This window comes from Candidatus Goldiibacteriota bacterium HGW-Goldbacteria-1 (assembly GCA_002839855.1).
Lineage (GTDB): Bacteria > Oederibacteriota > PGYV01 > PGYV01 > PGYV01 > PGYV01.
This window is the reverse complement of the sequence record PGYV01000001.1, coordinates 43,186-55,460: the sequence shown is the minus strand read 5'-3', so window position 1 is coordinate 55,460 and position 12,275 is coordinate 43,186. Positions and strand designations below refer to the sequence as shown.

9 protein-coding genes are annotated in these 12,275 nt (G+C 42.3%); 8 read left to right on the top strand and 1 reads right to left on the bottom strand.

Features of this window, described 5'->3' with window-relative positions; translation table 11 throughout:
- Window positions 1-78 precede the first annotated feature (78 nt).
- Window positions 79-345 carry a hypothetical protein gene (locus CVV21_00255; protein PKL92814.1) on the bottom strand — a complete coding sequence of 89 codons (267 nt, stop codon included), beginning with the start codon at window positions 343-345 and terminating at the stop codon, window positions 79-81.
- Window positions 346-776: 431 nt separating this feature from the next.
- On the opposite strand from CVV21_00255, the gene CVV21_00250 reads away from it, so the two are divergent.
- Genes CVV21_00250 through CVV21_00215 form a run of 8 tightly spaced genes read left to right on the top strand, consistent with a single transcriptional unit; the run spans window position 777 to window position 12,272 of the window.
- Complete coding sequence (locus CVV21_00250) at window positions 777-2,789, top strand: hypothetical protein (protein ID PKL92813.1); 2,013 nt, start codon at window positions 777-779, stop codon at window positions 2,787-2,789.
- 33 nt (window positions 2,790-2,822) lie between these two features.
- Window positions 2,823-4,961 (top strand): hypothetical protein, encoded by a 2,139-nt coding sequence (locus CVV21_00245; protein PKL92812.1) that lies wholly within the window; start codon window positions 2,823-2,825, stop codon window positions 4,959-4,961.
- A 1-nt stretch (window position 4,962) separates the two neighbouring features.
- Window positions 4,963-6,126 (top strand): hypothetical protein, encoded by a 1,164-nt coding sequence (locus CVV21_00240; GenBank protein PKL92811.1) that lies wholly within the window; start codon window positions 4,963-4,965, stop codon window positions 6,124-6,126.
- Window positions 6,123-7,172, top strand: coding sequence for a hypothetical protein (locus tag CVV21_00235; GenBank protein ID PKL92810.1), 1,050 nt, complete (start codon window positions 6,123-6,125; stop codon window positions 7,170-7,172). Before CVV21_00240 ends, CVV21_00235 begins: the two co-directional genes overlap by 4 nt.
- Window positions 7,169-8,059, top strand: coding sequence for a hypothetical protein (locus CVV21_00230; GenBank protein PKL92809.1), 891 nt, complete (start codon window positions 7,169-7,171; stop codon window positions 8,057-8,059). The genes CVV21_00235 and CVV21_00230 overlap by 4 nt, the downstream gene beginning before the upstream one ends.
- A complete protein-coding gene (locus tag CVV21_00225; protein PKL92808.1) occupies window positions 8,017-9,939 on the top strand; it encodes a hypothetical protein in 1,923 nt (640 codons plus the stop codon). Before CVV21_00230 ends, CVV21_00225 begins: the two co-directional genes overlap by 43 nt.
- Window positions 9,940-9,978: 39 nt before the next feature.
- On the top strand, window positions 9,979-11,007 hold the full coding sequence (locus CVV21_00220; GenBank protein ID PKL92807.1) for an undecaprenyl/decaprenyl-phosphate alpha-N-acetylglucosaminyl 1-phosphate transferase: 1,029 nt from the start codon (window positions 9,979-9,981) through the stop codon (window positions 11,005-11,007).
- Window positions 11,004-12,272 carry a hypothetical protein gene (locus tag CVV21_00215; protein PKL92806.1) on the top strand — a complete coding sequence of 423 codons (1,269 nt, stop codon included), beginning with the start codon at window positions 11,004-11,006 and terminating at the stop codon, window positions 12,270-12,272. Before CVV21_00220 ends, CVV21_00215 begins: the two co-directional genes overlap by 4 nt.
- Window positions 12,273-12,275: the final 3 nt, after the last annotated feature.

Below are 12,275 nucleotides of genomic sequence, written 5' to 3'. Positions count from 1 at the left end.
GTTCGGCGGGTTTTATTATCTTAATCTTATTATAGTGTTTAAGGTTCAAAAGATGCTTATCTCCGGACACTATATAATCTAAATTGACTCCGGCCGCGTTTGTTTTGCACTTCTTTTAACCCTATGTACCGCTTTGTTGATATCTTCTTTGGTCATAATGGATGCGGCTTTTGCTTTTTTACCCCCAAAAGCAGCCAGTTCCTCATACTCTTCCCTAAGTACATATTCCCGCACAGCTTCTGTCACTATGGCGCTGCAATTTTTTGTTTTGTGTTTTTGAAGCTGTTTCAGAGAGCGCGCCAGTTCTGTTGGGATCGTAACGCTTATTGTCTGTGTGTTTTTCATTTCTCACCTCCATGTATTATATAGTTATATCATAAAATTTAATCATGTAAATATTGATGTTGTCTTTTTATTTATTTTAATAATAATAGTTATGTTCTGGTAGCCGCATCCCTTTAAGGCGCGTTGTTTAGAATTATGTAGTGGTAGACGCGGGTCTTCAGCCCGCGGCAGTTTATTTTGAGTTTTAGTATTGGTAGGCGCACCTTTTAAGGTGCGGCAGTTGATTTGACAGCACTAATTAAAACGCGCGGGCTAATGATCCGCGTCTACCAAACCTACACCCCGACGAACTGCCGCACGTTGAAGCGGATAACCATGGCTGTGAAATAGTATTAAACTATACCTGCCTTGAAAACCATCCCCCATAATGTTATTATAGTATTCATATATATGGTAAATATGAGGAAGCAGCTGAATGCGCGGGGTGATAAGTGAAATACGCGAAACTTGCGGAAAAGGGATTTGAAATATCTGTTTTATTAACCGCTTTTATGTCTGTGCTGGTGGTTAATCCTGCCGGTTCTGACCCTTTTTGGGTGGCTGAAAAATATTTCTTTACGGCGTCTGTTATGCTGTCAGCCGCTTTTTTTGCCGCGTCCTGTGCTTTATCGCGCAGGGTGATAATCCCGCGTTCCCCTTATGGATTCCCGTTGTTTATATTTATGGCGGTAAGTTTTTTTGGTGTTTTTGCTGTTTTTAACACGCATGAATTTTTTGACAGGTTATTCCTAAACCTCTGTTACATCATATTTATGTACCTTATCATTGCCGCTTCAGCGGCGGATGAAAAGGGGAGCTTTTTTGAAAAACTGCTGTCAGTATACCTTTTATCGGCATTTATTGCCGCGCTTTACGGGATAATGCAGTCTGCCGGAATGGATTTTATGCCGTGGTCTACCAACTTTGACCGTAGGGCATCTTCCACGCTTGGAAATCCCAATTTTCTTGCAGGGCACCTGCTGATTTTTATACCCGTTGCTTATATGTTTACCCTGGAAAAAAACGGGCTTCAAAGGCTGATATACGGTTTAATGGCGGCGGTTTTTACCGCGGCTCTTTTTCTGACACAGACAAGGGGTGCTTATCTTGGCTGGTCGGTTTCGGTTATTGCCGCCGCAATACTGTTATTAAAGATGAAGGTAATTAAAAAAAGGCTGGTACTTACATTATCGGCAGCGCTTATTTTTGCAGGCCTTTTGTTTATTGTAATGAACCCATCAGCTCTTGACAGGATAAAAAGCGCGGCTTCAATGGAAGACGAATCCGGCAGAATACGCGTGATACTTTGGAAGAATTCAATCAAACTGATTTCAGAAAAGCCAATATTCGGGACAGGCGCGGGAAACTTTCCCATTACCTATCCCTTTTATCAGTCGGCCAATATGAAGCCTGCGGATTTTGAAAAGGCGGATTATTACAAATCCGGCCACGCGCACAATGATTTTATTCAGTTTGCGGCTGAATACGGGCTGCCCGCGGCAGGTCTGTTTTTTATGTTTATTTTTATATTTTTCAGGAATGTGTTTATTGCATATAAAGAAAATGAAGAAGGCCGTTTTGTTGCCGCGGGAATATTTGCCGGCATATCCGGCTTAATGGTTCACGCGTTTTTTAATTTTCCTTTTCAGATCGTGCCCACGTGCGCGTCTTTTTTTGCCATGGCCGCGTATGCATGTGTTTTATCCGGCAGGGCTGAATTTGAAGAAAAAGAGATTAATAAAAAGGGTTTTATCCTATGGATAATTGCACTGCTGATAATTGTTATGGCAGCTTACGGGTCCAAAAGGTTAACGGCGGATGATTATTTGAGGAAGGCGAAAGAAGCGCAGCATTACGGAAATCTTAACGGCTCTTTTGAATATGCCAAAGACGCTGTCCGTGTTTTCCCCCAAGGCCACGAATACCTGTATTATGCCGGTACTGCCGCAAGGCTGGTTGAAGATTCAAATGTATCTATGGAGTATTTTAAAAAAGCATTTGATTTAAACAGGGGCGATTGGGATTACAGTATGAAATTGTTTGAAGAATACGTTCTAAGGCGTATGACTGCGGAAATGCTTCCTCCGGCAGCTTCGTTATATATGGTTTCACCGTATTCGCCCAGGGCGATAGGCGCTTTTGGATATTCGCTGTTTGTAAATTCCAAACTGCAGGAAGCATCTGTGGTCTTTGAAAAAGGAATGGCAATGTGGCCGGACAGTTATGATTTTCCTTACCAGGCATCCGCGGTATACGGGTCAATGGGTGATAATGAAAAGGCGCTGTCATACGCGTCCAAAGCCGTGGCTATGGCGCCAAACCATTCAGGCGCGCTTTTTAACCTTGCGGTGGCTTACTATAAAACCGGAAATAAAATACAGGCGGTAAAAATAGCGCGCGACCTTATCAGAATGTTTCCGGACGAAAAACAGAAAGCGGAAGATTTTATAAAAGCCGCAAAATAATACGTAATTAAATTTAATGAGAGGCAGTCCATTATGGCAGTGATGCCTGATAAAAAAGCCGTCATAGCAGCGTTTGTTTTTACCGCGGTATTTTTTATGTACCTGCATACCTTAAATCCGGTATTTCATGCCAATGATTCGCCTGAAACCGCGGCATGCGCGGTTACTCTTGGTATTCAGCATCCGCCCGGCTATCCGCTCTTTTCCCTTGCGGGAAAAATATTTACCTTTATCCCCGCGGGAAGTCCCGGGTTTCGGGTTAATCTTTTGGCTGCTTTCTGCGGCGCGTCAGGCGCTGTTCTGATATTTCTGATTATTGCCGGAATTTTCCGCAGAAAAGAAAAGATGCTTTCCGTTTACGCTGTATCAGCCGCGGCAGCATTTGTTTTTGCAATGACATATACCGTATGGTCGGAATCCCTGTCCTCCAAAGGCGGAATTTATACTTTAAACGCGATGCTGTTTTTACTGGTTGTTTATTTTCTTTTTAAATGGGATAAGACGGCAGAGAACCGGTATTTTTACGCGGCTTCCCTTATATACGGCATCTCTTTGGGAAATCACTGGGAAAGTATGGCGGTTGTGCTGCCGGGAATTTTTGTTTATGTGCTGCTTGTTTTTAAAAAAATGAAATTAAATATTACACAGATAATAAAAAAACTTGGCACCGCTTTTGTATTCGTGGTGCCGGGCATTTTTCTTTATATGTACCTGATAATAAGGTCCAATTCCGGCGCATTATTAAACTGGGGAAATCCCGCGGATTTAAAACAGCTTTTATGGGTAATCTTCAGGGCGCAGTACACGGACATGGAAAAAGCCAGGGATTTGGCTGTAATCATAAAACAGTCGGCAAGGGTGGTGTCGCACCTTATAAATGAAATGACACCGGCAGGGCTGCTTCTGGCCATAACAGGGGCTGTTGTCCTTTATATATCTAAAAGAAGAAAAGAACTTGCGCTTTTCGGGGTAATTCTTATTTCTGTCTGCGGCGCGCTGGCTTTATATTTTAACCTTAAGGATGAGATGATATGGATAATGGATGTTTTTATGATTCCTGTTTATGCGTCAATGGCTGTTTTTGCAGCCGGGGCGGTTTTGTGGCTGGCTGACAAAGCCGGCAGAAAAGCGGTACTAGTCATCTGCATTTTTTTTATACTTCCTTTTGCCATGGCGTCATCGACATACAGAAAAGCTGACCAGTCCCGGTATTATTATAATTATGATTTTGGAATGAACATAATAAAGTCCGTGGATACTCCGGGAATCGCGCTTTTAGAAGGTGATTTTAACGTGATGCCGCAGATGTATTTTAAATACGTGGCGCATAAAACGGAATTTTGCCCGGTTACAACGCTTTTTCTTTATGTGCCATGGGGTATTGATAATTTAAAGAGGGAATGCCCCGGCGTGCTTTTAAATCCCGGCAAGGATTTCAACTACTCGCAGAAAATAGATAACCTTATGGCCAACAATTACCGTACTTCTGATATTTATGTCTCTGTTTTCAGGAAAGCTTTTGAAGAATTTTATCCGGCAGGTAATAATATGCTGGCGCCTAACGGGCTTATGATGAAATTCACCCCGGACAGAAAAGGTAATTTAAAAAAAGCAGAGGCAAATTTAAAAAAACTTTCATACAGAAATGTTTATTATGACAGGCTGTATATGAACAACACCACCGAATTCTGCGTGTCCAATTATTCCAGCGCTTATACCGAACTTGGCAACGCTTTCAGGGATTATAATATGGATGAGAAAGCGGCATATTATCTGGAACAGGCCGTACAGCTTGCGACATCGCCCACGAAAGCGGAAACTCTTACTCATCTGGGCGTGCAGTATTCAAAGATGCTAAGATATCATGACTCCATAAAAGTTTATCTTGAAGCAATATTGATAAAACCATCCGTCATAGAGGCGTATTCAAACCTTGCAGGGGTTTATAACAACATAAAAGAGTATGACAAGGCAATTGATATATGTGAAAAGGGAATACGGCAGAACCCCTCGTTTGCAGAGGTTTACAATAACATGGGTATAGCGTATTATTACAAGGGGAATAAGCAAAAAGCGGTTGAACTGCTGTCAAAATCACTTTCGCTTAATCCTCAAAGCGCAATGACAAGGCAGAATCTGGAAATAATAAAAAAAGAAGCCGGCGGTAGATGACATGAAAATTCTTGTGATTTCACCAGTGTATCCTTATCCGCCGCATGATGGCGACAGGATCCGCGTAAACAGTATTTTAAAAAGGCTGGCAAAGTCAAATACGATAAGGATTGTCACTTTTGCGGGTATTAATGAACTTACAAAGCCGGTGGACTTTAAGTGTGAAAAAACAGATGTGGTGCGGATAGGCAGGTTTGCCATACTGTCAAATGTAATACGGGCTTTTTTTACAGGCAAGCCGATGAATGTGGCGGCGTATGATTCCGCAGACATGAGAAAGGCCGTGAAAAAAGCCGTGGCGGAATTCAACCCTGATGTGATTTACTGCCACCGGATAAGAACCGCCCCTTATGCGGCGCTTTATAATATACCTGCTGTAATTGATGTTGTGGATTCGCTGGGGTTATACCTTCAGAGGCAGTCAAAAAAAAGCACAGGACTGATAAGAAAAATATATGCGGCCCTGGATAAAAACAGGGTGTTAAAGTTTGAAAAAAATCTTGGTAAAAAGTTTAAAAAAGTATTTATCAACTATGAAGAGGATGCGCAGTTTCTAAAACCAACAGATGTAATTCCGGCGCCAAATGGCGCGGACTTATACGGCGCGAAAAAAACGCAGGTTAAAAATAAAGGCGTATTTACCCTTGGTTTTTTTGGCGACTTTAATTACGCACCCAACAAAGACGGGCTTAAAATACTGCTTAAAAAGGTATGGCAAAAATATTATAAATCTGATAAAAGTATAAGGTTAATAATAGCCGGAAAAAACTCTGAAGCTCTGTGTTCTACGGGTAATAATATCCTGGTAAAAGGCTATATATCCGATATGGAAAAAGAGATAAAAAGCTGGGACGCGTCCATAGCCCCCGTATTTTACGGGGCTGGCAGGCAGAATAAAGTGCTGTTATCCTGGGCGTGCGGAGTGCCGGTAATTGCGTCCGATTTCGCCGCCAAAGGCGTGCTTGGTAAAGACGGCATAAACCTTTTATCCGCTGCTTCGCCGGAAGGCTTTGCAAAGGCGGTTGAAAAGTTAAGGCGTAATAAAACCCTTGGCTCAAAACTGGCAAAGGGCGGCAGAGTTACTTTAAAAAGAAATTTCAGCTGGGACAAATCAGCGCTGATAATTGAACGTGAAATTAAAAATGCGGTACGGAGAAAAAAATGAAAAGATTAGTGATAGCGGTATGCGCTGCGGCGGTTTTTACGGCTTCTTCGTGCACCACCATGCAGAAACATAAAGTGGTTCCGGAACCCAAGACAAAGCAGGAAGAGGTAAGCCTTGAAACGCAGGCTAAAAACTATTATGAAGACGGAAAATACCCCGAAGCTATAGATAATTTAAGGGCGCTGTTAAAAAAAGACCCAAAGAATCCCAAATACTGGAGCCAGCTTGGCAGCGCGTACGCGCAGATAAATCAGCTTGACTATTCTATTGAATCCTTTAAAAATGCCATTAAACATGACCCTAAAAATATTAAAGCGATGTACAACCTAAGCATTGTTTACGGCGAAAAAGGCAATCCTACACAGGCGTTAAAGACGGCAAAACAGGCGTTAAAACTTCAGCCTAAAAATCCCCTTCTGCAGGCAAGCCTTGGCAATTCGCTGATTGATACGGAAGATTATAAGAACGCGAAGAAGGTTTATACCAATATTGTAACCGCAAAACCGGACTTTGAAACCGGCCATTTTAACCTTGGCATAATTAATTATAAAGAACGCAACCTTGATGACGCGGAAAAAAATTATATGGAAGCTCTTTCTTTAAACGGCAGCGATGTGGACGCAAGGCAGAACCTTTCCGCCATATATATTCTGCAGAATAAATATGAAGAGGCGATACAGCAGCTTAATGAAGTTATTGCAATGAATCCTGAAGATGACATCACGCTGGAAAATGCCTATTTCAACCTGGGTGTTGCGAATTTAAGGCTTCAAAGGTATCCGCAGGCGCTGAAAGCTTTTGAAACCGCCATAGATATAGAACCGTGGGATATGGCGGCGTATGTTAACGCTGCTATACTGGCTGAAGAACTGGGGCAGAATGAAAAAGCAATCAAGTACTGGACAAGGTACGACAGGCTTCTTCCGGTTAACAAAAGAAAGAAAGAGATAAAGGCAAAATTAAAACAGCTTGGCGCAAAAACCAAAACGCAGGCTGAACCTGTCACCGGCACGGGCAAGCCCGTTTCAGAGGGAAACAAACAGTGAAACGGTTTCTTTTTGCGTTTGTTTTTCTTTTTGCGGCGGTAAGCGGGTTTTGTTCGCCGGCGGAAGAAATGGTTAACCGCGCTGATGTACTGATGGAAAAGGGAATGTTCAGCGAAGCCGCGGCTTCATATTTAATTGCGGAAAAAACCGCGCCTGATAATCTGCTTATGGGTATATACCTTAATCTGGGAATATGTTACAGGCAGATGAATGACAATGACAAAGCGATATCATATTATAAGAAGGCGGCGGTTATTTCGCCCAAAATGGCGGATATATATTACAACATAGGGCTGGCTTACTATTATAAAGGGGAATACAAAAATTCCATTCCTTTTTACAAGAAAGCAATAAAGATTTCCCCTGAATATACAGAAGCGTACGGCGCTCTTGCCATGGCTTACAGGGAAATGGGAAATTCAGGGGCTGCGGTTTCAACTATACTAAAAGCCATTAAAATAAATCCGGGATACGCCGGCGGGTATAATATTCTGGGCAATTGTTATGAAGACAGGAGAAATCATACAAAAGCCATAGAAATGTACAAGCGGGCCATAACCCTAAGGCCTAATTACAGTTCCGCGTTTTTTAACCTGGGCGTGGTTTATGATGAAATAGGGCAGTATATAAATGCCATTGACGCGTATAATCAGGCGGCGGCAATGGAAGTAAAAGATCCGGGTGTTTTTTATAACCTTGGCAATACTTTTATGAAAGTGGGAAACTGGTATGACGCGGAGGATTCTTTTAAGAAAGCGATAAGGCTTGATCCGGAACATGAGGCATCTTATTACAATCTTGTTATAAGCCTTAGAAAAAATAAAATGGGAAGGGAAGCGGATAAATGGGAGCAGATAAGAATACAGCGGTTTGGCGCAAAGCCTTAAATCTGACAGCGGCAGGCGCGGTACTTGCGGCGCTTGTGCTTTATTACGCGGCATATCCCGTACCTAAAAATATTTTATACCACTTTTCTTCTGCGGCCGGGGCCGCGGTAATTATTATTATCTACATTTTGACCGGTGCGGGAATAATGAAACTTTTCGGGGCAAAAGTTAAAACGGGCGGGGATTACGCCGCGGCATTCGGAATATCTTACATACTTACCGGTACTATTTTCTTTGCCGCGGGTTTTTTTCATCTCTATAACATATATTTTGCCTACGGGTATGCAATTGTAATGTGCGCGTTTTTTGCCCCGATGGCTTCGGAGCTTTTAGAAAATTTAAAAAAGAAGTACTTGGAGATAAAAGCATCAAAGTTTACCGCGGCAGATATTGTATTTGGCGCTTTTATCGGCGCGGCAGTGCTGCTGGTTTTTCTTACCGTGATTACACCCGGGACTTATTATGACCAGCTTGTTTATCATCAGGGAATACCCGCAAGGTATGCCGCGGAAGGCGGGTTTGTAAGCACTCCCGAAAACATCTTTTCATTCTTCCCGCAGCTGCACATGATGAATAATCTTTTTATATCATTTTTTGCCTATGAGCTGACGGTTAAAATAATAAGTTTTGCCATGCTTGTTTTTTCGTTTCTGGCATTAAGAAGCGCCGTAAAAGCGGTTAAAGGTAATCAAAAAGTGCTTGCAGCGCTGTTTTTTACCGCCCCTTTGGTAATAATAAACGCGACAAGGACCGGCGCGGAATTTCCAATGGTATTTTTTACCGCCTTAATTATTTATGCCGTATATTCCGGCAATAAAGAACGCTATCTGCTGGCATCGCTGTTTGCGGGGGCATGCATGGCTGTAAAATACACAGGTATTTATATATATGTTTTTACCGCGTTTTATTTTGTTTATGAAGGTTTAAAACGAAGGGAAAAAGCTTTGCGGCTGCTGATTTATCTTGCGGTAGGGGCGCTTATAACTGTGCCGTACCTGGCAAAAAATTTTGTTTTAACGGGAGACCCCGTGTATCCGTTTTTTGCGGGACTTTTTGGCGTTAACGGCTATATGTTGTCAGACGCGCAGAATTACATAAAACATGTATCAGATTTTGGTATTGGAACAGGAATAAAAGAGTTTTTAATTTCGCCGTTTATTGCCGTGTTTAAAAATATGGCGTTTGGAGGCGATGCGGTTTCTGCGGCGCTTGTAATAGCTCCGCTTGCCTTGCTTGTAAGCGGAATAAAGAATATGTGGTTTCCAGCGGCTTTCGCGGTTTTTTATTATACGGTATGGTTTTTTACCGCAGGCGTTTTAAGGTTTATGGCGCCTGTAGAGGCGGCTGCGGTGTTTATAATTGCCGCTTCATACGCCCGTTTTGCGGAGCGTAATAAAGGGGCATTTCTGAAAATTCTGGCTGTTCTTCTTGTAATTTCTCAGGCCTCAATGACCTTGTATTTTGCGGAAAAATATTTATCTCCGCTGTCGTTTTTTACTCAGGACAGGGAAAGCTATCTGGCAGGTAAACTTTCTTATTATGAGCCGTGCAGAAAAATAAACGCGTTACCTGAAAATGGAAGGGTATTATTTTTGGGAGAGGCAAGGACTTTTTACTGTGAAAAACCGGTTATAGCGCATACGGTTTTTAACACAAGGGAGTACCTGCCGCTGGAAGAAAAAAACTTTATAACTTATTTAAAGGAAAAAAACGTGGGATATGTATTTGTTAACAGGGTAGAACTGCAAAGGCTGAAAGACGGCGGCTTTGGCGACATATATGAAGCTGTTAATTCTTCTGTTTTTAAGAATATTATGGACAAAAATTTTGAAAGTATATATAGTGATAACAATTGGGGAATATTTGAACTTAAAAAGTAACATTTAAGAACCGCTTATTACTTAATTTATGGAGGCAATATGGAATATTTTGTAATTGGAACCGCTTCTTTTATTCTTGGGCTTATACTTGTGCCGCTGGCCATGAAAATAGCCGGCGTATACGGCGTTGTGGACAAACCCGGAGGAAACCTTAAAAAACATAAAAAACCGGTGCCGTATCTGGGCGGGCTTGCGATATTTCTGGCTTTTGCCATACCGGTAATTGCCGCAAAGCTTATTCTGCACCAGTCGATAATTGGTGTTGTGGGAATAATGGCGGGCGCGACAATAATGGTGGTGATGGGACTTATTGACGACATAAAAGGGCTTACCCCTTATGTAAAGCTTGCGGTTCAGCTGGTAACCGCCCTTATAATTATAAAAGTAAACATGAACATAAAATTTATGGATAATAATATATTAAACATGATGCTGACCGTGATATGGGTTGTGGGAATAACCAATGCCATGAACCTTCTTGATATTATGGACGGCCTTGCCGGCGGGGTTGCGGCGGCGGCGTCTGTGGCGTTTTTCATAGCGGCGTATCTTGCGGGTAGGACAAATAATATGATACCCGCTATAGCACTTTTCGGCGCGTTGTGCGCTTTTCTTGTTTATAACTGGAAACCGGCAAAAATATACATGGGCGACGCGGGGTCGCTTTTTCTTGGTTTTATGATGGCGTCACTGGCATTAAATGAAAGTTATTCAAAGACAAACTTTGTATCTGTTTTAAGCCCGCTTTTAATTCTGGGTGTGCCTATTTTTGATACTTTCCTTGTAATGATGATACGTATGGGCAAAGGCATACTTCCTATTTATGGAAGCAATGACCACACCGCGCAAAGATTATTAGTGATGGGATTTTCAAAACAGGGCGCTGTGCTTGCTATGATTGGCATGACGGTTCTGCTGTCCGCGCTTGCCATAGCGGGTACTTTTATGAAAATCAATTCTGCCACGTTATTATATCTGGGTGTGGCGGTGGCGGGAATGATGCTGGCAATGCTGATAGCGTCGGTTGATATGAAAAACTACCATAAGGTCGTGCACAAGAAAAGATGAAAACTGTCATAATAGGAGCGGGTTTGGCGGGGCTGTCCGCGGCGCATGTGCTTAAAGATAATTATATTATACTTGAAGCCGCCTCAAGGCCGGGCGGACTTTGTAAAACAGAGATAAAAGGCGGTTTTACATTTGATTACACGGGGCACCTGCTGCATCTTAGGCATAAAGAAACAGAAAAATTCATCTTAAAACACACTCGCGTAAAAATGAACAGGCTTTCCCGCAAGTCGGTAATTTTCAGCAAAGGGGTATATACAAAATACCCATACCAGGCAAATAATTACGGGCTTCCCCCGGCAACAATAGAAGAAAACCTTACCGGTTTTATCAGGGCAAAACTTGCCGGCAAAGAAGATAAAAGTAATTTTAAAAACTGGTGCATGTCAGTAATGGGGGAAGGCATATCAAAAAACTTTATGCTTCCTTATAACTATAAACTGTTAAAGCATCCGCTGGACAAAGTATCCCTGTCATGGCTTGGCAGATTTGTGCCAAGGCCGGAAATTGAAGACATAATGAAAGGCATAGAGGAATCCGGAAAAGAGGGTGCGGGATACAACGCGTATTTTTATTATCCTGAACAAGGCGGCATTGAATCTGTAGTCCGCGGCATCTATGAGCCGGTTAAAGAAAAAGTGATTTTAAACACCGCTGTTAAAAAAGTTGACCTTAAAAATAAAATTGTTTACTCCGCATCAGGCGAAATGAAGTATGACAGGTTAATTTCCACAATGCCGCTTAAGAAGTTTTTAAAAATAACAGGCAATGCCGGGTATATAAAAGCCGCATCCGGGCTTAAAGCCCGTACCGTGTATTCGCTTAATGCGGGTTTCAAATCAAAGGAACCGACGGATATCAACTGGACATACGTGCCGGAACCTGAATACCCTTTTTACAGGATAGGCTTTCCGCACACGTTTTCACCTTATAATGCGCCTGCGGGTTTAAGTTCTGTATTTGCGGAAGTGTCAATAAAGGGCGCGGTTCCAAAAAACATTAACGCGGAAATAATAAACGCGCTTATAAAAATGAAAGTGCTGGAAAAGAAAAGCGATATAAAAACAACACTTCCGCTGTTATTACCTGACGCGTATGTGATATATGACAATTACAGGGACAGCACGGTGCCGGAGCTGGAAAAAAAGTTAAGCGCGCAGGGCGTGATTCTTGCCGGCCGCTGGGGCAGATGGGAATATTCATCCATGGAAGACGCTATAATGGAAGGGTTTGAAGCGGGAAAAAAAGCAGGGGAAGCCGGATAATTT